Origin of the sequence: Ralstonia pickettii (assembly GCF_030582395.1) — a bacterium.
Lineage (GTDB): Bacteria > Pseudomonadota > Gammaproteobacteria > Burkholderiales > Burkholderiaceae > Ralstonia > Ralstonia pickettii_D.
Map to the genome: position 1 here is coordinate 161,055 of NZ_CP104383.1, position 20,917 is coordinate 181,971.

22 protein-coding genes are annotated in these 20,917 nt (G+C 62.4%); 6 read left to right on the plus strand and 16 right to left on the minus strand.

Annotated features, from left to right (window positions below):
- Together arsC and N5B55_RS24450 are read right to left on the minus strand one after the other, a co-directional pair.
- The gene (gene arsC, locus N5B55_RS24445; RefSeq protein ID WP_304542218.1) at positions 1–423 is read right to left on the minus strand and encodes an arsenate reductase (glutaredoxin); all 423 of its coding nucleotides are present in this window, start codon (positions 421–423) and stop codon (positions 1–3) included.
- A 113-nt stretch (positions 424–536) separates the two neighbouring features.
- Positions 537–893 carry an ArsR/SmtB family transcription factor gene (locus N5B55_RS24450; RefSeq protein WP_304542220.1) on the minus strand — a complete coding sequence of 119 codons (357 nt, stop codon included), beginning with the start codon at positions 891–893 and terminating at the stop codon, positions 537–539.
- A 200-nt stretch (positions 894–1,093) separates the two neighbouring features.
- Between N5B55_RS24450 and N5B55_RS24455 the strand changes: the two genes are divergently transcribed.
- Positions 1,094–1,879, plus strand: coding sequence for a substrate-binding domain-containing protein (locus tag N5B55_RS24455; protein ID WP_304542222.1), 786 nt, complete (start codon positions 1,094–1,096; stop codon positions 1,877–1,879).
- Between the two features lie 168 nt (positions 1,880–2,047).
- On the opposite strand, the gene N5B55_RS24460 is transcribed toward N5B55_RS24455, so the two are convergent.
- Both N5B55_RS24460 and N5B55_RS24465 read right to left on the minus strand, forming a co-directional pair.
- Positions 2,048–4,534, minus strand: coding sequence for an arsenate reductase (azurin) large subunit (locus tag N5B55_RS24460; protein ID WP_304542224.1), 2,487 nt, complete (start codon positions 4,532–4,534; stop codon positions 2,048–2,050).
- A 15-nt stretch (positions 4,535–4,549) separates the two neighbouring features.
- Positions 4,550–5,068 (minus strand): arsenate reductase (azurin) small subunit, encoded by a 519-nt coding sequence (locus N5B55_RS24465; protein ID WP_304542226.1) that lies wholly within the window; start codon positions 5,066–5,068, stop codon positions 4,550–4,552.
- A 298-nt stretch (positions 5,069–5,366) separates the two neighbouring features.
- Between N5B55_RS24465 and N5B55_RS24470 the strand changes: the two genes are divergently transcribed.
- Positions 5,367–6,686: a site-specific integrase gene (locus tag N5B55_RS24470; RefSeq protein WP_304542228.1), complete on the plus strand. Its 1,320-nt coding sequence runs from the start codon at positions 5,367–5,369 to the stop codon at positions 6,684–6,686.
- Here the strand turns inward: N5B55_RS24470 and N5B55_RS24475 are convergent, their stop codons facing one another.
- Positions 6,687–6,944, minus strand: coding sequence for a DUF6429 family protein (locus N5B55_RS24475; protein ID WP_304542230.1), 258 nt, complete (start codon positions 6,942–6,944; stop codon positions 6,687–6,689). It abuts the gene before it with no gap.
- A gap of 31 nt (positions 6,945–6,975) precedes the next feature.
- Positions 6,976–9,903 carry a Tn3 family transposase gene (locus N5B55_RS24480; RefSeq protein WP_304542233.1) on the minus strand — a complete coding sequence of 976 codons (2,928 nt, stop codon included), beginning with the start codon at positions 9,901–9,903 and terminating at the stop codon, positions 6,976–6,978.
- A 106-nt stretch (positions 9,904–10,009) separates the two neighbouring features.
- Here N5B55_RS24480 and N5B55_RS24485 point away from each other — a divergent pair, with 106 nt between their 5' ends.
- The gene (locus tag N5B55_RS24485; protein WP_304541896.1) at positions 10,010–10,387 is read left to right on the plus strand and encodes a tyrosine-type recombinase/integrase; all 378 of its coding nucleotides are present in this window, start codon (positions 10,010–10,012) and stop codon (positions 10,385–10,387) included.
- Position 10,388: 1 nt separating this feature from the next.
- On the opposite strand, the gene N5B55_RS24490 is transcribed toward N5B55_RS24485, so the two are convergent.
- A complete protein-coding gene (locus N5B55_RS24490; RefSeq protein ID WP_304541898.1) occupies positions 10,389–11,318 on the minus strand; it encodes an SOS response-associated peptidase family protein in 930 nt (309 codons plus the stop codon).
- Between the two features lie 32 nt (positions 11,319–11,350).
- Positions 11,351–11,749, minus strand: a complete 399-nt coding sequence (locus N5B55_RS24495) for a hypothetical protein (RefSeq protein WP_304541900.1) — start codon at positions 11,747–11,749, stop codon at positions 11,351–11,353.
- A gap of 142 nt (positions 11,750–11,891) precedes the next feature.
- On the opposite strand from N5B55_RS24495, the gene N5B55_RS24500 reads away from it, so the two are divergent.
- Together N5B55_RS24500 and N5B55_RS24505 are read left to right on the plus strand one after the other, a co-directional pair.
- Entirely contained in the window at positions 11,892–12,140 is a 249-nt protein-coding gene (locus tag N5B55_RS24500; protein ID WP_304541903.1) for an AbrB/MazE/SpoVT family DNA-binding domain-containing protein, read from the plus strand.
- Positions 12,134–12,454, plus strand: coding sequence for a type II toxin-antitoxin system PemK/MazF family toxin (locus N5B55_RS24505; protein WP_304541906.1), 321 nt, complete (start codon positions 12,134–12,136; stop codon positions 12,452–12,454). The genes N5B55_RS24500 and N5B55_RS24505 overlap by 7 nt, the downstream gene beginning before the upstream one ends.
- A gap of 260 nt (positions 12,455–12,714) precedes the next feature.
- Here the strand turns inward: N5B55_RS24505 and N5B55_RS24510 are convergent, their stop codons facing one another.
- The 8 genes from N5B55_RS24510 to merT form a co-directional block, all read right to left on the minus strand.
- On the minus strand, positions 12,715–15,681 hold the full coding sequence (locus N5B55_RS24510; protein WP_003100881.1) for a Tn3-like element ISPa38 family transposase: 2,967 nt from the start codon (positions 15,679–15,681) through the stop codon (positions 12,715–12,717).
- 2 nt (positions 15,682–15,683) lie between these two features.
- On the minus strand, positions 15,684–16,244 hold the full coding sequence (locus N5B55_RS24515; protein WP_003124096.1) for a recombinase family protein: 561 nt from the start codon (positions 16,242–16,244) through the stop codon (positions 15,684–15,686).
- A gap of 130 nt (positions 16,245–16,374) precedes the next feature.
- Positions 16,375–17,364 (minus strand): DUF3330 domain-containing protein, encoded by a 990-nt coding sequence (locus N5B55_RS24520; RefSeq protein ID WP_024542516.1) that lies wholly within the window; start codon positions 17,362–17,364, stop codon positions 16,375–16,377.
- Entirely contained in the window at positions 17,361–17,597 is a 237-nt protein-coding gene (gene merE / locus N5B55_RS24525; RefSeq protein ID WP_003132004.1) for a broad-spectrum mercury transporter MerE, read from the minus strand. The genes N5B55_RS24520 and merE overlap by 4 nt, the downstream gene beginning before the upstream one ends.
- Entirely contained in the window at positions 17,594–17,959 is a 366-nt protein-coding gene (gene merD / locus N5B55_RS24530; RefSeq protein ID WP_000995360.1) for a mercury resistance co-regulator MerD, read from the minus strand. Before merD ends, merE begins: the two co-directional genes overlap by 4 nt.
- Positions 17,960–17,976: 17 nt before the next feature.
- Positions 17,977–19,662: a mercury(II) reductase gene (merA, locus tag N5B55_RS24535; RefSeq protein WP_003156770.1), complete on the minus strand. Its 1,686-nt coding sequence runs from the start codon at positions 19,660–19,662 to the stop codon at positions 17,977–17,979.
- A 71-nt stretch (positions 19,663–19,733) separates the two neighbouring features.
- Complete coding sequence (gene merP / locus N5B55_RS24540; RefSeq protein ID WP_003131987.1) at positions 19,734–20,009, minus strand: mercury resistance system periplasmic binding protein MerP; 276 nt, start codon at positions 20,007–20,009, stop codon at positions 19,734–19,736.
- Positions 20,010–20,021: 12 nt separating this feature from the next.
- Positions 20,022–20,372: a mercuric ion transporter MerT gene (merT, locus tag N5B55_RS24545; RefSeq protein ID WP_003131974.1), complete on the minus strand. Its 351-nt coding sequence runs from the start codon at positions 20,370–20,372 to the stop codon at positions 20,022–20,024.
- 71 nt (positions 20,373–20,443) lie between these two features.
- On the opposite strand from merT, the gene N5B55_RS24550 reads away from it, so the two are divergent.
- A complete protein-coding gene (locus N5B55_RS24550; RefSeq protein ID WP_003131969.1) occupies positions 20,444–20,878 on the plus strand; it encodes a mercury resistance transcriptional regulator MerR in 435 nt (144 codons plus the stop codon).
- Positions 20,879–20,917 lie beyond the last annotated feature (39 nt).

Consider the following 20,917-nt stretch of genomic DNA (forward strand, 5'->3'; position numbering starts at 1 on the left):
TTACTTCACGCGGCGGCCTTGCGCGTCGACCACCACCTCCCCATCTTCCTTTGTGAATGCGCCTTGTTGAGGCTGGGGAAGGATGTCCAACACGACTTCAGACGGACGGCACAGTCGCACACCCAGCGGGGTCACCACAAACGGCCGGTTGATGAGGATCGGGTGCGCCATCATCGCATCGAGCAACGCATCGTCTGTCAGCTCGGGATTGCCTAAGCCGAGTTCGGCGTACGGGGTACCTTTTTCGCGCAGGGCTCCGCGCACGGTGAGTCCTGCACGTTGAATGAGCGAGATCAGCTCTTCGCGCGCAGGCGGTGTTACCAGGTATTCGATGACGGTGGGCTCAATACCCGCATTGCGGATCATGGCCAGCGTGTTGCGGGACGTGCCGCATGCCGGGTTGTGGTAGATGGTGACGCTCACGTTCCTGATCCCGCTTGCAAGTTGGAAAGGTAGATACGGTGCCTATTTCGTTGCCGTGGCCCAAAGGTGCCGCGCAGCACGCCCCACCGCATGTCAGTGGATGGGCAGAGACTTCAACCTGGCGCTTGCTGGCCCTCGCACTCGGGGCAGATGGATTGAGCATCAAGGTCCCCACAGAGCTCCGGTTGACCGCCGCAACACTCGTCGGTGAGATAGGCGACCAGGTCAAGCATCATGGGGAGGTTGGCGCGGTAGCGCAGAAAACGCCCTTCCTGCGTTGCACTGACCAAGCCCGCGTGGGCCATGGACTTGAGGTGGAACGACAAATTTGTCGGGGGGATATCCAGCGTGTCGCGGATGTCGCCTGCGACCATACCTTCCTGCCCCATCTTCACGAGCAAGCGGAACACGTCCAGCCGGACACCTGACGAGAGGGACTCGAAGACGGAGGTCGCAGTACTTTTATCCATGGGGCGTAATGCTAATCGAGCGTTCGTTCGATGCGAGGAAATTCCTTCTCAGCCGCAAGCCTCTCGTGACGCAACAGTTAAGACATATTTCCTTCACGAAACAATTCAATACTAATTGAATGCTGCAAGTATCGCAGCATTTCACCGGGCCGGGTCGCCCCAGGTCCGGAACAATTCTTAGCCACTTTGGAGCTCAGCTCATGCGTCTCAAGCGTTTTGTTGCCACCGCAGCCATCGCTCTGGTTGCCATGCAGTCGCTTTCTGCCCTTGCCGATACGATCGATGTCCGCGGCTCGACGACCGTCAACAGCGTCCTGATCACGCCCTACATGGCGGATATTGAGCGCTTGTCGGGTCAAAAGCTGAAGGTCAGCCCCAGCAACTCCGGCGAGGGCCTGACTGACCTCATTGGCTTCTCCTCCGATGTCGCCATGACCTCCGCTCCGTTCAAGGACGTTGCTGACCAACTCGCCAAGACCCCCAATCTGAAAGGGCTGAAGATTGACCAGCGTGAGTTCAATGTGGTGAATCTCGGTCACGCGGAAGTTCTCTTCGTCGTGAACGCCTCCAACAAGGTGTCTCATCTCACGAAAGCCCAACTCACCGGCTTGCTGACCGGCACGATCAAGAACTGGAAGGAAGTTGGCGGGGAAGATCAGCCCGTCGTCATCATCTCTGAAGCGGGCACCGGCGCCATGCGCACTGAGATCAGCCGCCACCTGCTCGGCGGAAAGGACTTCCCGACCGACATCAAGACTATCGAGCTCGCCAACCAGATTCCTGGTGTCGTCGCGGCAACACCGGGCGCCATCGGCTTCATGAGCTCCGCTCTGCCGGCGAGCCAACGCGCCGACGTACGCGTCATCCCGAGTGACGGCAAGATCGAGCAAACATTGTTCGTGATCACCCGCCCGCACCCGAGTGCCAGCGTCGAGAGCGTCATCAGCGCAATCAAGGACGTGGCATCGAAGGCTCTGACGCATTAAGAGAATCAAGCGCGTAGCACGTGCCGCCCGGCGATGGGAATCGTGGGGCGGCATGTCGAGCACCTGCTCCGATGGACGTAATAGATGGACGCCCAGCGTCGCGACATCGAACAGCTGATTGATCGAGATCGAATCGCCGTCGCGCCGCGCTGCATCAGTCGGGAATAGTCAAGTCGCTTCGCTTCGGCGACTCTTGAAACTCACAGTCTCCTTGAAGTCCTGGACCGTGCCCACGCGGCGCAGGTTCGCCCAGGTTCCCTTGTAGTAAGGCACCACGTTGCGATCGGTCCACGGCGTGGTCACGTTGCCCATGACGCCGTTGAAGTGTCCGAACTGCATGAAGGTCTGGTTCCGCTTGATGTCGGGCTCCAGATACGCCATCGCATAGGTAGAGCCATAGTCGTTGTAGACCTCCACCACGTCGCCTGAACTGATACCCAGCGAGCGCGCATCGTCGGGATTGATCTCCAGGAAGGCCATGGGCACACGCCCGCGCACGAACTCGTTGTACTGGTCGTGATAGAGCGTTTGCCACACTTCATTGACGCGGCCGTTGTTGATCCAGAAGCGGTACTTGGCTTTCTGGTCGGCCACCGGTTTCGGTAAGCCTGGCCATGTGGCGGGCTTGAATTCGGCCTTGCCGTCAGCGGTGTCGAACTTGCCGTCCGTGTAGAGCATCTCAGTGCCGATCAGTTTGCCGTCCCGGTATTCCTTGACCGGCAACTGCACGCCGTTGTTGCCCATGGCGTGTAGCCGCTCGAAGGTGACCAGATTGCCGGAATTGCCGCCCTGGCTGTCGATGTGGCCAGCGCCGGGTTGACCAGCTTGGCGGAATCCATCGTTGAAGGCATCCTCCTCGGTCTTCCAATCGAAGCCGCTGAACCGTGCCGCCATGTCGCGCTTGCCCTCAAGTTCGTACATGTTCTTAAGCGTGTTGGCGATATCGGCGGCAATCAAGCAATCCGGCCGGGCGGTTCCCGGCGGGTCCATGAACCGCTCAGACAGGCGCATGCGGCGCTCGCCGTTCATCGAGGTCAGATTCATCTCGCCCGGATGCGTGGCCGGCAGCATCAGATGCGCGGCTTCCGCCAGCTTGGTGGGATAGAGGTTGATGTTGGTGACAAATAGGCCGCCCTTGTTCCGCACTGCGTCATAGACCACATCGACCATTTGCGGAGCAGGTACCCCGCGCACTTTCGCCATTGCTTCCTTGACGATGTTGGCCCGGCGCAGGATGACGGCGCGGTGCTCCTCGGCGTTCAACGTGGTCTGGAACGGATTGGCGCCCCAAGCCGTGTACATCAGGCCCTTGCCGTGAATGATTTCCTGATCTACGTAGATCTTGTCCTTGCCCGGATACGGCGGACGTGCATAGCCCTCCTGGTGGCCGCCCATCCGCACGACGCCCGTGCCGCGCCGGCCGACGTTATGCGTGGCCAGCACGAGGTCGACCAGGGCAGATTGGATCAAGTAGTTATCGTTGCCCCAGATGATGCCCTTCTCGTACGCGTGCATGGTGCGAGGCCGTTGCCCAGCAGCGTTGGGCTTGTACGCCCACTCGGCGGCTTGGCGCAGTTTGTCGACCGGTACGCCTGTGACGCGACTCGTTTCTTCGAGCGACATCCGGTTGGCCGCCAGTGCTTGATCAAAGCCTTTCGTGTAGGTGGCGATGAACTGCTTGTCATGCCAGCCTTGGTCCACCACATAGGTCAGCAACCCGTCGAACAGCGCAATGTCGGTGCCCGGCTCGATGTCCAGGTGCAGGACGTTTGCCTTGCCTGCCGCCTGCTCGGCCACAGCGATGGTCGCAGTGCGGCGCGGATCGACGAAGATCACCTTGGCGGCAACCGGTGTCTCGCCGGGGAAGCGTTGCTTGCGCTTGTCGACGGTCTGGCCCCGCAGGTTAGGCAACCAATGCGCTAGGAAGTAGTTGGTTTGCGTCTCGTAGGAATTGCAGCCGATGGCCATGATGACGTCGGCTAGCTCAGCGTCCTCATAGCTGTTGTTCAACTCGCCGATACCCATCTCGCGCGTCGCATGGCACTCAGAGTTGTAGGCAGGACGATTGTGAATCCGTACTAGAGGTGTCTTGAGGGCAGTAAACATCAGCTTGCCGGTTCCCCAGGTGTTCTCGAAACCGCCACCTGCGCCGCCGTGGTCGAAGCAGTCGAACGCCAGTCCGTCGGGACCATCGCGATCGAGAATCCGCTTGGTCAACCCGGCATATAGCGCTAGCGCGTCATCCCAACTGGTATCAACCCACTGGTCGGCCACATACACTCGAGGACTGCGCAGCCGGTCCTTGGCCACGCCCTCGGGGTTGTACATCACCTTGGCCAGTTGCCCACCGCGCGTCGACGACAAGCCCTGGTTCACCGAGCATTGCTTGTCCGGCACGATCAGGATGTTGTAGCGCCGGCCATCCTTGTCGGTGATGGTGTTCTGCATATTGGGGGTCATCACCACCGAGAGCGGCGGCAGCTGCTTGCGGAAATCCAGGCCCAGGGCATTCTGGGTGGGAGCGCGGCCACCTTCGGTGTCCTCGGGCCATTTGAAGACGTGGTATCCGCACCCAACGATGCAGAAATGGCACGTCAGGTTGGTTTTCTGTGCATTCACGGGCGGCAGGGCCACCCGATCCTTATTGGTCGCCATGGCAGTCGCCTCCTTTCACAGCAAGTTGGCTTGACGCCCGTAGATGAGTCCATCGACGGCCACGGCCTTGATCGAACCGTCTTTGGCGCTGTAGTCCAGAACGATCCTCGGCAAATTCTCGGTGGCCTGTCCCGTGACCATTTGACCGGCCTTCTCGGGATCGAAAATGCTGAAGTGGCACGGGCATTTGAACGCGCGTGCGGCGGCATCGTAGGCGACCGGGCAGCCCATATGTGTGCACAGCGTGCTGAAGGCTACGATGTCCTTGTCAGGGCCGACACCGCCCGGCACAGGCGCTCCCATCTTCATCAACGCGCACGGAGAAGAGGCGTCAGGATAAAGAAACGCGACCGGCTCGTTGACGCGCAACTGAGAAGCGCGCGCGACCGTCTTGGCGGGGTATGGCAGTGTGGTCCGCCCCACATCAGCAACTGGCTGCGTGGTGGGGGCCGCCGTAGCGATGTTGCCGGTAGCGCCAACAGTGGCGGCTGCGCCCCCGGTGGCCTTCAGAAACTGCCTGCGAGACAGGGACATGGGTCTCCCCCTTCGTTTGGAAGAGTGGCCTTGCCAGCGTCCGTCAGCGGGCCTGCGTCATGCGGCGCGGGGGCATATCGTTTGCCTGAAGGCTCGATATTTCTATAGATATAGATATGTTTTGTAGTTCACCACTTCCTTGAATGCAAGGGATCGGCCGCTCGGGCAGGAGTTTTGTGTTGTGCAGACCAGCAAAGCATCGCGCCGTGCGGCGGTGCGCAAATGCCAACTGGGACATCAACTTCGGTTCGCCAAAGCAGCGACAATACAGGCGCAACAGCATTTGCGCAGGCGTTCCATGACAGATATCGACCGGTACTTGGAAGCAGCTACTCGCTACAACACGCGACGTAGCTACCAGTCCGCTATCCGCCACTTCGAAGTCGAATGGGGCGGTTTCCTGCCGGCGAGCGCCGACGCGGTTGCACGCTACCTCGCCGAGCACGCCGAATCTCTGTCGCTCAACACGTTGCGTGCACGCCTGGCAGCGCTCGGACAATGGCACCAGAGCCAGGGGTTTCCCGATCCGACCAAAGCGCCGCACGTGCGCAAGGTCCTCAAGGGCATTGCCGCGCTGCACCCCGCGACCGAAAAGCGCGCCAAGCCGTTGCAGCTCGTGCAGCTTGAACAACTGGTCGCTTGGCTGGATGCGCGGCTTGCGCATGCCGGCGCCACTGGCGACGTGCGGACCTATGCAACACACGCCCGTGACAAGGCGCTCGTGCTGATCGGCTTCTGGCGGGGTTTTCGGTCTGATGAATTGAACCGGATGCGCGTCGAACACATCGAGGTCGAGGCAGGCCGCGGCATGACCGTGTTTCTGCCGCGGACCAAGGCAGACCGTGCTCAACACGGCACTACGTTCAAGGTGCCAGCGCTCTCGCGCCTGTGCCCGGTGGCGGCCTTCGAGACATGGATCACCGCGTCTGGGTTGAAGCAGGGGCCGGTATTTCGCCGCATCGACCGATGGGGAAATGTTGGCGACGAAGCGCTCCACGTCAGCAGCTTCGTGCCGTTGCTACGCTCGCTTTTCCGCGCAGCAGAACTGCCGGCGCCCGACAGCTACAGCAGCCACTCGCTGCGGCGCGGCTTCGCGACCTGGGCCAACGCGAACCAGTGGGATCTCAAGATGCTGATGGAATACGTCGGCTGGAAGGACGTGCGCTCCGCCATGCGCTACATCGACGCAGCCGATCCGTTCGCGCAGCATCGCATTGAAACGGCACTATCGGTGACACCACCGCCGACGCCAGCACCGCCACAACCACCCACCACCATGCCGGTGGCGCCGCCAGCGCTACCACTCGCGGTCGCGCCCAAGCCCGCGCAGGAAACGCGGTTAACGGTGGACATCTACATCGAGCGCAACAGCAAATTCGTGCGCGGCATGTCCAAGGCCCGCCGCTGGATCGAGCAGTTCTGCTTGTCCCCGTACCAGATGCGCGTGTTCGAGAAGCGGCGCCCCCGCTACGAAATCGTCATGCCGTTTGCTGCCGGCCCCGAGTTGGAGCATGCCATCGAGGAACTGATCTCGGAGATGCACGAAAACGCGGACCTTTGCAATTGCTTCATCGAGGTGACGCTGCACGATCCGCTGACCGATACCTACTGGAGCTGATCAACCTGGCGCCTGAGGCATGGTTTTGCCGTCGGGGCGAACAAAGTGCTCGGTACACAGCCGCTCGGCTTCGCGCAGACCGGCTTCGGTCAGCACAACGGATTTTGCCCGGCTAACCGGATCGCCGATGAGGCCCTTGGCGTGCAAGCGGTTCAGCGCGTCCCAGTCCAGGCTTTTCCAGGCGTGATTGCCGTCGCTCAAGTTCAGGAACAGAAGCGCCAGCACGACCTCGTCGATGGCATCGGTGTTCAGCGTCATGATCTTCGATCGGTGGATTGCCGGATTTGCGCTAGCCCGCACGCCGGCGCGGCGCCGTCTCCAGCAAGGTGTCTTGGTACTGGTGGATTGGAAAGCTCAAGATGCCCCGGAAATTCACGTGCGCGAAGTGCGCCGGTCCCATGCGGCGCAGCCAGTCATCCTCGACCCGCTGCCCTTTGCCGCGCCAAGCATCAACCGTCGCTTGCATGCGCTGGGTATTCCAGCCAATCACCAGGTTCGTCAGCAGCGTGAGCGACCCGGAAATCGCGATCATCTCGTCCTGGCGCCGGCCGCGATCGTGCTGGACCTTGCTGGAATAGATGGCTCGCTGGAGCTGGTGCACGGACTCGCCACGGTTGAGCAGCGTGCGCAGCTCCCGCCGAAACTCAGCGTTGCTGAAGAAATCGCACAGGAACAGCGTGCGCAGCAACTTGCCCAGGTGGTCGGCCGCCCGGTGGATCGGATCACCTTGGGCCGCGCTGCCGAAGCGCTGTAGTGCCACGATGGCGCACACTCGCCCGGAGTGAATGGAGGCCACCAAGCGCAGCAAGCCATCCCAGCCTTCCCGGATCGCCTTGAGCGAGATGTCGAGCGAGACGGCACTTGCCAAACCGTCTGGCACCTCCAGGCCGCGCGGCAGGTAGAGCTTGCGCTCCGACAGGTTGCGTAGCCAGGGGCACAGGTCAAAGCCAAGGAACTTGGCCACCGTCATCCCTACGTTCGTGTATCCATGGGTATCAACGGCAAGCCTGAGCAACCCACCGTCCGCGCGGGTCTCGTTGTGGCGCATGACGCCTTCGATCGCGACGCCGGTCTGGCGTTCGTTGAGCACCATGGGCTGGTTGTAGACGATCCCGTGCTGGTCCAGCACATGCGTATAGATGCCAACCGCATGGGTGCGGCGGCGTGGGTCGGCGCGGGCGTAGAACAGGTGGGGCGAGGTATCCAGGCTCATCGAGTCGCTCGATGCCAGTTGGCCCGTCCCCCACAGCTCGGTGATAGGGTGCGTGCGCTGGAATTCCACCACCCGTTCGTTCGCGCGGCGCAGCCGCCCTGGCATCTCCAGAGCGCGCATCGCGGTGGAGACGTGCGCGGGGTCGAGTTGCGGGATCATGGCCGCCACACCCTTGGCGTCCAGTTCGGTTCCATGGGCAATGAGCCCGGCGTACAGTGCGATCAGCTCGTGCGAGTCTCTGGCCCTGCGGGCCAGCAATACTTCGCTGAAATTGGTACGCGCATCCATCTCCAGGATCATGTCGGCAAACTGCGCGTTGCCGATATCCTTGAAGAGTAGGTCTCTGGTGCGTGCGGGGGTGGCGTCGGTGTCCGCTGCATCGAGCGGCGATTGATGCAGCGTGCCACTCGCATCAATGGTGAAGTGACCGGCTTCGCGGGCCTCGTCCAGCGCCGCCAGGCCGGCTTTCAGGTGCTCCATCAGCGGGTTGAGATAGGTGTCCGCCTGGTTCGGCAATCCCAGCGAGGACAGATACCGGTCGCGCTCGGCGTCCCATTGCGCTGGCGGGATCAGCAATTGGTCGCGCTCCCGGAAAGAGAGGCTGTGTTTGATCCACACTGTTCCGCGACGCAACCCTCTGCGCAAGCCCATCATGGCGCTGGCTTCCATTGCACGCATCGCGCGCTGCCGGTCTTCGCCGTTGACCAGATCTCGCCAACTGGCACTGACCGGCACATGGCAATCGGGCGGCAACTCTGTCGCCCCTTGATCGTGCAAGCTGCCGACGAGCTCAAGCTGCTGCACAGCAGGATCGGAGCCGTTGCTGGCGAATTCCAATCCCCGAAGGGCAGTGAGGAGATTGCGGATGCGGTGTTGGTCTTCCGTGAGCGTCTCGCGCACGCTGGCCGCGTGGCTCGCAGGAGGTTTGGCAGAGAAGCCATCCAGCAGCTTACCGATGTCGGCCAGGCGGTCTTCCGCCGGGCGGCGGGCATCGTCAACCAGCGCCTTGATGTCGACCAACTGCTGACGGTATTCGACCGCCGAGCGCACTTGCTTGGCCGTGGTCCTGTTGTAGGCTCGCCGGACCAGGTCGGACACGCGCCGCCCAGATTGGTAGGCCATCGCGTCCGTCAGCTCCAGCAAGGTCACGCGCAGGAAGAACACCAGCTCGATCGTGCGCGTGGAGGTCTTCAGTTCGCGGACTTTGGCAGGGCGGCGGGCCTGGATGCGCTGCCCGTAGGCGCGCTGTTTTTCGATAGGGATGGCATCGAACGCCCAGCGGTCCGCGCCGAGATCCTTCAGGAAGCGGATCTTGGCCAGCGTCTCGCTCATGGTTGACGGGCTGTGCCGCGCTGGCGGGGTTTTGAGCCATTCGAGGACGGTCGTGCCTGATGTTGCGTGCTGAGCGAACACTGCCGCTTCCGCTTGTGCGATCTGTGCCAGCGGCACAACCGCCTCAATCGCGGCCCGCAAATCCCCCTCGATGCCGGCCCAGATGGAGCGAGCCAAGTCCTGCAACGCCCGCGAGGCAGGGATCAGAATCCGACGTTCAAACAACCAGAAGTGCGCGTGCTGGAGCAGTTCCTCGATCGTCAGAGATTCAGCGGCGTCCTGTCGCATCCAGGCTTCGAGCCCGGTCCACTGATCCCCATCAAGCCGCGTCAGGCCCAGATAGTCGCAGGCCCAGATCTGGTGTTCATAGAGGGTCTTGTATCGCTGGTAAATCGTGCGAAGCGAAGCAATGGTCGGGGTCGGCGTGCCTAGCCTTGCGCCGATGTACCTCAGCAACTGCCGGGGAAGGGTGTTCAGTTGGTCGAGGGTGCGGCCGCTTGCACGCAGAAACACCAACTGGATGGCGGCTCCGGCACGCCCGTCACGCCGGAATTTCTCGTTGATCGCTGCAACGTCGCTGTCGGTCAGCGCGAAGTAGTGCTCGACATCGAACTCCGACAGGCGAGTGGGTAAAGAGTCCTTTCCCACATAGCGAAATTCCAAGCCCGGCATCTTCTGCCCCCGTTCAGGTGGTGCGATCCGAAATCGCGGGCGAATATCGTACTCCTGAAGTCACTTGGGGGCAGCAGACAATTGTCGGCAAAGACCTGGAGCCCTTATGGATAAAGGCTTTGTTGGGAAACCGCCAGTTTTTGCACGAAAAGTACGACTACCCCCTATTGGGGAAACCGGCATGTCGCCGGATATTGCGGAGAGAGAAATGATGGATATGACAGAGGCGGCCTATCTGGCGGCCGATAGCCTGCAGAGCTACATCACTGGGCTCTATCGCGCTGCAGGTCTTGGGACAGGCTTCAGTAGTCATTCGGGCCGGCGAACGTTCGCCAGTCGCCTACTCGCGCAGGGGCATTCCATCGAGACCGTTCAACTGCTGCTTGGCCACGCGGAGCTTGACCATGTCGCGCCGTATCTGCAGGTGTCGCGTCAGGACCTTTACGAGGCGTGTGCTGGCTTGGATGCCATGCTCGTCCCCTGATCTATGCCGCCATCCGGTGCTCGTAGTACGCCGGCATCCGGTCGTCCAGAATCGCATCGAGTGCGTCCAGGCCTTGCGACTCCGGGTTCAACCACGCATCCACGTGCTCGGGCTTGATCGGCACGATGCAGCGGTCGTGGCCAGCCGCGGCGACCTCGGGCGGCGGCTCGTCCGTGATCGCCGCAAACGACCACAGATCCTGTTGGCCGGGTGTGCTCCAGTGCGACCACAAGCACGCGACCAGCATCAGTTGGGCCGGGTTCGGCTCGAACTCCAAGACTTTGTTCTTCCCGTCTTCGCCGGTCACGTTCTCGTAAAACCTGTCGACCAGGATCAGGCCATGCGTGTGTCCATACTGGCCCTTCCAGAAGCCGCGCAGATTGTCGCGGCGCGCGTTATAGGTGCCGGGGTATTTGTCGTCGTAGAAGGCCGGCTTGCCGGCCGGGCGGCACTGGTAGCGCATCGGCTTGATGACGCGCTGGCCGTTCTCGACGATCAGCACGGGCGCATACCAGCCGGGGAAGATCCGGGCGTCGCGTGGCTTCAGCTCGGTGCGCGCGAGATCCGCCAGCTTGGCCTTGAGCGTATCGATCTTGCCGCCGGCAATGCGCTGGTCTTCGCTCGCCTTCTTGGTGACCTTGATCTGCAGGGCGCGCTCGGCATCGGCCAGGCGCTTGGTCTGCTTGAACAACTCCTGCTGCAGCGCCGACTCTTGCGCGGCATCGTAGGCGCGGATCAACTCGGCAATCCGCCGTTCCTCCTCCGTAGCCGGCGCGTCCAGGAACGCGGCCGACATCGCCTTGGGCAGCCGCAGCTTCGCATCGTCGGCGCGCTCGACATACAGCTCGACGAACTCGCGGATCGAGATCGTCGCGCCGAACATGCGACAAAACTCGCGGTAGTTGGCGCGGACCATGGCCGAGTAGCACATGATGTGGCCTCCAGATCAGGCAGGGAGACCCATCATACGCCGGCCTCGGCCAGCACCGCCTCGACCTGCTGCTCGGTAGGCGCGGCAGCCTCATCGGTGGCGTAATCGACTTCACCGTCACCCCGCGTGGGTATTCTGACGAGCCAGGTCTGGGCATAGTCGGTGATGGTATCAATCGACTCGATGCGTCGCTCATAGCCCGCCAGCAAGAACATCGATTCCTTTGCCCACACCAGGCGGGCGTCGAAGAGCATCCACTCCTTCTTTGCCGGATCGTCGGTCTCGCGCAGCTCGGCCACGATGGTGCTGCGCTGGTTGATGGTGTCGCGCCGGTCGCCCACATAGAGCACGCCGCGCGCATTGCCCATGGCGCGCATCCACTTTTGCTTGAAGACGCCCTTGATTTTGAGCGGTGTTACGTGCACTTTCATGGCTTGCTCAATACTGTGTTTTTGTACAGTAGTCGTGCGAACGAGCCCGAGTCAAGAGCGGGAGGACACAACGAGGAAGATGTAATAACATTGTGTTGCCATTCGCTGCGCGAGGGTATAACATTGTGCTTACGGTGATGCTATGAGAGCGACGATACGCAGGATGGGCAATTCGCAAGGGGTGCTGATCCCCAAGCCGATCCTGGCCCAACTTGGTTTGGAGGATGAAGTGGACATGTCTGTCGAGGACGACGCGCTGGTGATTCGCAAACCGCAGAAGAAGGCTCGCGAGGGCTGGGCCGAGGCCAGCCAAGCGGTGGCGGCGGCCGGCGACGATGCGCTGGTGATGGGTGAGTTCCCCAACGCTGACGACGCGGAGCTGGTGTGGTAGCGCGCGGTGAGATTTGGCTGGTCGCCCTGGACCCGACGAAAGGCAGTGAGATTCAGAAGACGCGGCCGTGCGTGGTCGTCTCGCCGCCCGAAATGCACGACCATCTGCGCACGGTGATCGTCGCGCCGATGACGACGAAGGGTCGGTCAGCGCCGTTCCGCGTGCCTATCACGTTCATGAAGAAGAGCGGGCTGATTTTGCTGGACCAGATTCGCGCGGTGGACAAGGTGCGCCTGGTCAAGAAAGAGGGCGTAGTGGTCGATAAGACCTTGATGAGCGTCTTGAATACGTTGCAGGAAGTTTTTGCCGAGTAGGGAAGGTTACATGCTTGATGAAAAGCAAGTCGTCAACGAAGCTGAGCGCTCAATCATTCGAAGCGCAATCTATTCGCTGCCGGCCAAATGGAAGCTGATTGGGTTGGTGGTCATTGTCGTCGGAACGTATGTTTTCGGCACGAAGTAGCCACGAAAAATTCATGAAAAAAGTTCTATCGAGTCTGATGTTGCTCGCGGCAGGGGCGGTGGCCCTTCTCCCTCTTGTGGGGGTCGTCTCAGAAAACGGAAAATAAAGCACGCTAAGCCGGTTGCAGCGGCCGTAGCGGCCTGAACTTGCCCGCGCCGATCTTGGCGCTGCTGCGCCAGAGGTAATCGCCGGTCAGGTTGATGTGCTCCCAGCCGAGCGGCGACAGGTACTGCAACAGGCCGTCATCGACGGCTTGACCGTGGCCACGCAAGGCGTTCGCGGCCCGCTCCAGATAGACCGTGTTCCATAGCACGATGGCCGCCGTCACCAGGTTGAGGCCGCTGGCCCGGTAGCGCTGCTGCTCGAAGCTGCGGTCGCGGATTTCCCCCAGGCGGTTGAAGAACACGGCGCGGGCCAGCGCGTTGCGCGCCTCGCCTTTGTTCAGCCCGGCATGCACGCGGCGGCGCAGCTCGACGCTTTGCAGCCAGTCCAGGATGAACAGTGTGCGCTCGATGCGTCCCAGCTCACGCAGGGCGACGGCCAGGCCGTTCTGGCGCGGGTAGCTGCCAAGCTTCCTGAGCATCAGCGAGGCCGTCGCCGTGCCCTGCTTGATCGAGGTGGCCATCCGCAGGATTTCATCCCAATGGGCGCGGACGTGCTTGATGTTGAGCGTGCCGCCGATCATCGGTTTCAACGCCTCGTAGGTGGCATCGCCCTTCGGGATGTAGAGCTTGGTGTCGCCCAGGTCACGAATGCGCGGGGCGAAGCGGAAGCCCAGCAGGTGCATCAACGCGAAGACGTGGTCCGTGAACCCTGCCGTGTCGGTGTAGTGCTCCTCGATCCGCAGGTCGGATTCGTGATACAGCAGGCCGTCGAGCACGTAGGTCGAGTCGCGCACGCCGACGTTCACGACCTTGGTGTGGAACGGCGCGTACTGGTCGGAGATATGGGTGTAGAACGTCCGCCCTGGGCTGCTGCCGTATTTCGGATTGATGTGGCCGGTGCTCTCGGCCTTGCTGCCGGTGCGGAAGTTCTGGCCGTCCGACGATGACGTGGTGCCGTCGCCCCAATGCTCGGCGAAGGGATGTCGGAACTGCGCGTTGACCAGCTCGGCCAGTGCCGCCCCGTAGGTTTCGTCGCGGATGTGCCAGGCTTGCAGCCAGGCCAGCTTGGCGTAGGTCGTGCCGGGGCACGATTCCGCCATCTTGGTCAGGCCCAGGTTGATCGCGTCGGCGAGGATCGTGGTCAGCAACAGGTTTTTGTCCTTGGCCAGGTCGCCTGACTTCAGGTGGGCGAAGTGCCGGGTGAAGCCCGTCCATTCGTCTACCTCCAGCAGCAATTCGGTGATCTTGACGTGCGGTAGGATCATCGCCGTCTGGTCGATCAGGGCCTGTGCGGTATCGGGCACCGCCGCATCGAGCGGCGTGATCTTCAGGCCCGACTCCGTGATGATGGCGTCCGGCAGCTCGTTGGCCAGCGCCATGCGGTTGACGGTGGCGAGCTGCGTTTCCAGCAGCGTCAGCCGGTCATGCAGGTACTGGTCGCAATCGGTGGCCACGGCCAGCGGCAATTCGCTGGCCTGCTTGAGGCTGGCGAATTTCGCGGGCGGCACCAGGTAGTCCTCGAAGTCCTTGAACTGGCGCGAGCCTTGCACCCAGATGTCGCCGGAGCGCAGCGCGTTCTTCAGCTCCGACAGCGCGCACAGTTCGTAGTAGCGCCGGTCGATGCCGGTGTCGGTCATCACCAGCTTCTGCCAGCGCGGCTTGATGAACTCGGTCGGCGCGTCGGTGGGCACCTTGCGGGCGTTGTCGCTGTTCATGCTGCGCAGCACCTCGATGGCGTCGAGTACGTCCTTGGCGGCGGGCGCGGCCCGCAACTTGAGCACGTCGAGAAATTCCGGCGCGTAGCGGCGCAGCGTGGCGTAGCTCTCGCCGATGCGGTGCAGGAAATCGAAGTCCTCGGGTTGCGCGAGCCGCTGCGCTTCGGTGACGCTCTCGGCGAAAGCATCCCAGGACATGACGGCCTCGATGGCGGCGAACGGATCGCGGCCCGCTTGCTTGGCCTCGATCAGCGCCTGGCCGATGCGCCCGAACAGCCGCACCTTGGCATTGATCGCCTTGCCGGATGCCTGGAACTGCTGCTGATGCTTGTTCTTGGCGGCATTGAACAGCTTGCCCAGGATGCGGTCATGCAGGTCGATGATTTCGTCGGTGACGGTGGCCATGCCCTCGATGGCGAGCGCCACCAGGGTCGCGTAACGCCGCTGCGGCTCGAACTTCGCCAGGTCGGCGGGCGTCATCTGGCCGCCCTCGCGGGCGATCTTGAGCAGCCGGTTCTGGTGAACCAGCCGCTCGATGCCGGAGGGCAGGTCGAGCGCCTGCCACGCCTTGAGGCGTTCGATGTGTTCCAGCATGTGCCGCGAGTTCGGTTTGACCGGGGATTGCCGCAGCCAGGCCAGCCACGTCGTCTTGCCGTTGTCGCGGCGCTTGAGCAGATCGTCGAGGCGACGGCGATGCACGTCCGTCAGCGGCTCAGCCAAGGCGTCGTAGAGACGCCGGTTGGCGCGGGTAATCGCTTCGGCGCTCGCCCGCTCGACGGCGTTGAGGGCGGGCACAATGACCGACTGCCGCCGCAGGTGCTCGATCAAGGCTCTGGCCAGCACGATGCCCTTGTCGGTTTGCATGGCCAGCTCGGTCAGCAACTGGACAGCCTGCCGGTAGTGGCCAATCGTGAACGGCTGGAAGCCGAACACCGTTTGCAGCTCGACCAGGTGCTCGCGTCGGGTCTGCTCACGCTGCCCGTACTCGTCCCAGCTTTCGATGCCGACCTTGAGCTGGTTGGCGACCAGTCTCAGCAATGGCGGGAACGGTGGCTCATCAGCGCCAAGGATGACGCCGGGAAAGCGCAGGTAGCAGAGCTGCACCGCGAAGCCCAGCCGATTGGCCGGGCCGCGCCGCTGCCGGATGATGGAGAGGTCGCTTTCGCTGAACGTGTAGTGACGGATCAACTCATCCTTGGTGTCCGGCAACGCCAGCAGGCTTTCGCGCTCGGCGGCGGACAGGATTGAACGACGTGGCATATTTACTGATCCGTTCTCAAGTATTGATACAGGGTTTCGCGACTGATTCCGAATTCACGAGCCAGCTTGGTCTTTTGCTCGCCAGCCTCGACACGTTGGCGCAGTTCGGCAATACGCTCAGACGACAGGGATTTCTTCCTGCCACGGTAGGCCCCGCGCTGCTTGGCGAGCGCGATGCCCTCGCGCTGCCGCTCGCGGATCAAGGCGCGTTCGAACTCGGCGAACGCGCCCATTACCGACAGCATCAGGTTCGCCATCGGCGAGTCCTCGCCGGTGAAGGTCAAATGCTCCTTAAGGAACTCGATGCGTACGCCGCGCTGGGTGAGGCCCTGCACCAGGCGGCGCAGGTCGTCGAGGTTGCGCGCCAGACGATCCATGCTGTGCACCACGACCGTGTCGCCTTCGCGCACGAAGGCGAGCAGCCGTTCCAGTTCGGGCCGCCGTGTGTCCTTGCCCGACGCCTTGTCGGTGAACACTTTATCCACCTGGATCTGTTCGAGCTGCCGTTCTGGGTTCTGGTCGAAGCTGCTGACGCGGACGTAACCGATGCGCTGACCGTGCAAGGTATCCTCCTGAGGGAAATGTGTCAGGAAGAAATCTATGACCCTTGACGGCGCATGTCAATCAATTCGGAAGGCAACTCTATTCTGACGATTTAGCGCCGGATGGTCTGACGCCAAGTTAGGGTATGCCTCAATCTGACGGTAGCGAGTCGCAGGCGTTCGGATCGGCATCGGTTTCGTTCCCTGTCTTGGCACGCGCTTCGAAGCGTTGATAACACTCCAACCCGCAGAAGTGCTCGACGTATTCCGCGCCTTCCGGGGTGAAGGCGGCATCGAGCGGGATTTCCTTGCAGCACACGCAGCAACTGGTGGTGGTCGAGTCACTTGCATTCATGGTGGCACCCCTCCATTGACTGACGAAGACGGCGAATGCCGCCGCCGGCATTGGCTTCGCGAACAGGAAGCCTTGTCCTGTGTCGCAGTCCGCTTGTCGCAATAGATCAAGACTCGCCGATGTTTCCACGCCTTCAGCCACCACATCCATGCCCAGCCCGTGCGCAAGCTGAATCACGGTGTGCACGATGGTTTGGTCGCGGCGGTCGTTGGCGAGCCCGGCGACAAACGATTGGTCGATCTTGAGCGTGCTGATTGGGCAGCACTTCAGATGTTGCAGACAGGAATACCCCGTCCCGAAGTCATCGGCGGCGAAGCGCACACCGATCTGCCGCGAGGCGTCCAGGGCGGGGAAGATCGCCGGATCACCAAACGCGACCGATTCGGTCAGCTCGATTTCGAGATACTCGGCGGGCAACTCGGCATCAGCCAGCACGCCCTTTACCCACCCGTCGAAGTCCGGTCCCACTTGGCTCGCCGAAACATTGACGGCCAGCCGGAACGGTCGCCATGCCAGCATTCGCCAGTCACGCATCTGGCGGCAGGCTTCGCCCAGCACCCAAGCGCCGATTTCAGGCATCAGGCCGGACGATTCGACCACGGGCAGGAACTGGCCCGGTGGCAATAGTCCAAGCGTCGGATGACGCCAGCGCAACAGGGCTTCCGCGCCGACAATCCCACCACTGCGCAGATCGACGACGGGCTGGTAGTGCAGTTCAAGCTGCCCGCGCTCGACCGCTTGGGCCAGTTCCGGCGTCGTCCATCCATCCGGCCGGAAAGCGCTCATTCTCTTTCCCTGAATGCCCGCAACGCCCGCGACAGGGACAGAAGGAACAGGCCGGTCAAACCGAGCGCCGCGATGACCCAATGCTCGCCGAGGAAAGCACCGGCGGTTGTGCCGGCCAGCACGACAGCGAGGATGGGCAGGTGGCAGGGGCAAGTCAGCACAGCCAGTCCGCCCCACAGGTAGCCGGTGATCGGTTTGTGCGTCTCGGACGGCAAGCGCTCGGGGTTGTTCATGGCAGACTCTCCGCGTGCTGTGCCGGCTCGGTCGGCAGGGTGGCCAACTGCACTTCCAGATCGGCCAACGCTTCGCGCCGACGCTCGACGAACTGACGCAGCAGGGCAAGCTGCGCGGCCGCTTCGTCGCCGTCCGCCGCATCCAGCGCCCGGCACAGCCGCGCCAGCGCGTCGAGGCCGATGCCCGCCTCGAAGGCCGCCCGCACGAAGCACAGCCGTTGCAAGGCGGCGTCATCGAACAAGCCGTAGCCGCCTGGTGTGCACGCCACCGGGCGCAGCAATCCGCGCAGCAGGTAGTCGCGCACGATATGCACGCTCACCCCGGCATCAAGAGCCAGCCGGGACACCGTGTAGGCGTTCATTGAACACCTCCTTTTTCTCACCCGGCGCAGCAGGAAAGCTGCTTCACATCCTTGTTGAAGGTCTGCGCCGCGAGCTTCAACCCCTCGACCATCGTCAGGTAGGGGAACAACTGGTCGGCCAGTTCCTGCACCGTCATGCGGTTGCGAATGGCCAGAGCCGCCGTCTGGATCAGTTCACCCGCTTCCGGCGCGACCGCCTGTACGCCGATCAGCCGATGGCTGCCTTCCTCGATAACCAACTTGATGAAGCCGCGTGTGTCGAAGTTGGCGAGCGCACGCGGCACGTTGTCCAAGGTCAAGGTGCGGCTGTCGGTCTCGATCCCGTCGTGGTGGGCTTCCGCCTCGCTGTAGCCCACGGTCGCCACTTGCGGATCGGTGAACACCACGGCCGGCATTGCGGTCAGGTCGAGCGCCGCATCGCCGCCGGTCATGTTGATCGCGGCACGGGTGCCGGCCGCTGCCGCCACATAGACGAACTGCGGCTGGTCGGTGCAGTCGCCGGCCGCGTAGATGTTCGGGTTGCTCGTGCGCATGCCTTGGTCGATGACGATGGCACCTTGCGCATTGACAGTGACCCCCGCTGCGTCCAGCGCGAGGCTGCGCGTGTTCGGTGTCCGACCGGTGGCAACCAGCAGTTTGTCGGCGCGCAATTCACCGTGCGTGGTGGTCAGCACGAATTCACCGTCCATATGGGCGACCTGGCTGGCTTGCGTGTGCTCCAGCACCTCGATGCCCTCGGCACGGAAAGCGGCTGTCACCGCCTCGCCGATGGCCGGGTCTTCACGGAAGAACAAGGTATTGCGCGCCAGGACCGTGACCTTGCTGCCCAGCCGGGCAAAGGCTTGCGCCAGCTCCAGCGCCACCACCGACGAGCCGATTACGGCAAGGCGTTCGGGAATGGTGTCGCTCGCCAGGGCCTCGGTGGAAGTCCAGTAGGGTGACTCTTTCAAGCCCGGAATCGGCGGGACCGCCGGGCTGGCACCCGTGGCGACCAGGCAGCGGTCGAACATCACGACGCGCTCGCCACCCTCGTTCAAACGGACGGTAAGGCTCTGGTCGTCCTTGAAGCGCGCCTCACCGTGCACAACGGTGATGGCCGGATTACCGCCCAGGATGCCTTCGTACTTGGCGTGCCGCAGTTCGTCGACGCGGGCCTGCTGCTGGGCCAGCAGCTTACTGCGGTCAATCGTAGGCACAGTTGCCGCAATACCGCCATCGAACGGGCTTTCCCGGCGCAGATGGGCGATGTGGGCGGCGCGGATCATGATCTTGGACGGCACACAGCCGACATTGACGCAGGTGCCGCCGATGGTGCCGCGCTCGATCAGCGTGACCTGCGCGCCTTGCTCGACGGCCTTCAGCGCCGCCGCCATCGCGGCTCCACCGCTGCCAATGACCGCTACCTGCACCGGGGGCTCGTTGCCACTGTGCTTTTCGGCGGCGGCCATCCATCCCCGCACCTTGTCGAGCAGTCCGACGCGGTTGTCCGCCAGTGGCGCATCGGCTAGCGTTGCCTTGTAGCCCAGTCCGGCCACGGCGGCAGTCAGCGCGTCCGGCGATGTGCCCGGCACGATGGCGAGTTGCGCTGTGCCCTTCGGATAGGACACCAGCGCCGACTGCACGCCTGGCACTTTTTCCAGCGCTTCCTTGACGTGCGCCGCGCACGAGTCGCAAGTCATGCCGGTGATTTTTAGATGGGTCATGCAACAGATCCTTTATCGTTTGTGGCGCCAGACAATGACGTCCGTTGTGCTGCGGTGCCGTTTTCAGTGACTCACTGCTTGACGCTGGACGGATAGCCCGCGTCTGCGGTTGCCTTGGTCAGCTTCTGCACGCTGGTCTTGGCATCGTCGAAGGTGACGACCGCTTGGCGTGTCTCGAAAGTCACGTCAACTTTGCTGACGCCTTCGACCTTGGAAATCGCCTTCTTGACAGTGATCGGGCAGGCGGAGCAGGTCATGCCCGGTACGGACAGCGTGACGGTCTGGGTGGCGGCCCAGACGGGGGCAACAACGGCGGCGAGGGCGAGGGAGGCAAACAGTTTCTTCATGGTGAACTCCGATCAGTAGAAAAATGGCATGACGTAGGGAAATCCGAGCGCGACCAGAACCAGCGCGGCCACGATCCAGAAAATGAGCTTGTAAGTAGCTCGCACTTGGGGAATCGCGCAGACCTCACCCGGTTTGCAGGCCGCTGCCTGCCGGTAGATGCGCCGCCAGGCGAAGAACAACGCCACCAGCGCCACGCCGATAAAGATGGGGCGATAGGGTTCCAACACCGCCAAGTTGCCGATCCAAGCGCCGCTGAACCCCAAGGCGATCAGAACCAACGGCCCGAGGCAGCAAGCCGAGGCGAGGATGGCGGCAAGCCCTCCAGTGAAGAGCGCGCCGCGCCCGGTTTTTGGTTCAGACATGCGCTTGTCCTTTCGAATTGAAATTGGATAGCGTAACCTTACTTCCGTACTCATGTACGGAGTCAAGCGATATGGAAAACAATTTGGAGAACCTGACCATTGGCGTTTTCGCCAAGGCGGCCGGGGTCAATGTGGAGACCATCCGTTTCTATCAGCGCAAGGGCTTGTTGCTGGAGCCTGACAAGCCCTATGGCAGCATCCGCCGCTATGGCGAGGCGGATGTAACGCGGGTGCGCTTCGTGAAATCAGCCCAGCGGCTGGGCTTCAGCCTGGATGAGATCGCCGAGCTGCTGCGGCTGGAGGATGGCACCCATTGCGAGGAAGCCAGCAGTCTGGCCGAGCACAAGCTCAAGGACGTGCGCGAGAAAATGGCTGACCTGGCGCGCATGGAGGCCGTGCTGTCTGAGTTGGTGTGCGCCTGCCATGCGCGAAGGGGGAACGTTTCCTGCCCGCTGATCGCGTCACTACAGGGTGGAGCAAGCTTGGCAGGTTCGGCTATGCCTTAGCGTGCTTTATTTTCCGTTTTCTGAGACGACCCCTTTAAG

Bases quoted from the DNA above. Each gene is read 5' to 3' on its own strand.
- N5B55_RS24450 (WP_304542220.1), bottom strand. From the start codon at position 893: ATGGATAAAAGTACTGCGACCTCCGTCTTCGAGTCCCTCTCGTCAGGT.
- merD (WP_000995360.1), bottom strand. From the start codon at position 17,959: ATGAACGCCTACACGGTGTCCCGGCTGGCTCTTGATGCCGGGGTGAGC.
- N5B55_RS24460 (WP_304542224.1), bottom strand. From the start codon at position 4,534: ATGGCGACCAATAAGGATCGGGTGGCCCTGCCGCCCGTGAATGCACAG.
- N5B55_RS24495 (WP_304541900.1), bottom strand. From the start codon at position 11,749: ATGAAAGTGCACGTAACACCGCTCAAAATCAAGGGCGTCTTCAAGCAA.
- N5B55_RS24455 (WP_304542222.1), top strand. From the start codon at position 1,094: ATGCGTCTCAAGCGTTTTGTTGCCACCGCAGCCATCGCTCTGGTTGCC.
- N5B55_RS24470 (WP_304542228.1), top strand. From the start codon at position 5,367: ATGACAGATATCGACCGGTACTTGGAAGCAGCTACTCGCTACAACACG.
- merP (WP_003131987.1), bottom strand. From the start codon at position 20,009: ATGAAGAAACTGTTTGCCTCCCTCGCCCTCGCCGCCGTTGTTGCCCCC.
- N5B55_RS24500 (WP_304541903.1), top strand. From the start codon at position 11,892: ATGAGAGCGACGATACGCAGGATGGGCAATTCGCAAGGGGTGCTGATC.
- N5B55_RS24480 (WP_304542233.1), bottom strand. From the start codon at position 9,903: ATGCCGGGCTTGGAATTTCGCTATGTGGGAAAGGACTCTTTACCCACT.
- N5B55_RS24510 (WP_003100881.1), bottom strand. From the start codon at position 15,681: ATGCCACGTCGTTCAATCCTGTCCGCCGCCGAGCGCGAAAGCCTGCTG.
- merT (WP_003131974.1), bottom strand. From the start codon at position 20,372: ATGTCTGAACCAAAAACCGGGCGCGGCGCGCTCTTCACTGGAGGGCTT.
- N5B55_RS24490 (WP_304541898.1), bottom strand. From the start codon at position 11,318: ATGTGCTACTCGGCCATGGTCCGCGCCAACTACCGCGAGTTTTGTCGC.
- N5B55_RS24475 (WP_304542230.1), bottom strand. From the start codon at position 6,944: ATGACGCTGAACACCGATGCCATCGACGAGGTCGTGCTGGCGCTTCTG.
- N5B55_RS24485 (WP_304541896.1), top strand. From the start codon at position 10,010: ATGGATAAAGGCTTTGTTGGGAAACCGCCAGTTTTTGCACGAAAAGTA.
- merE (WP_003132004.1), bottom strand. From the start codon at position 17,597: ATGAACAACCCCGAGCGCTTGCCGTCCGAGACGCACAAACCGATCACC.
- N5B55_RS24465 (WP_304542226.1), bottom strand. From the start codon at position 5,068: ATGTCCCTGTCTCGCAGGCAGTTTCTGAAGGCCACCGGGGGCGCAGCC.
- merA (WP_003156770.1), bottom strand. From the start codon at position 19,662: ATGACCCATCTAAAAATCACCGGCATGACTTGCGACTCGTGCGCGGCG.
- N5B55_RS24520 (WP_024542516.1), bottom strand. From the start codon at position 17,364: ATGAGCGCTTTCCGGCCGGATGGATGGACGACGCCGGAACTGGCCCAA.
- N5B55_RS24550 (WP_003131969.1), top strand. From the start codon at position 20,444: ATGGAAAACAATTTGGAGAACCTGACCATTGGCGTTTTCGCCAAGGCG.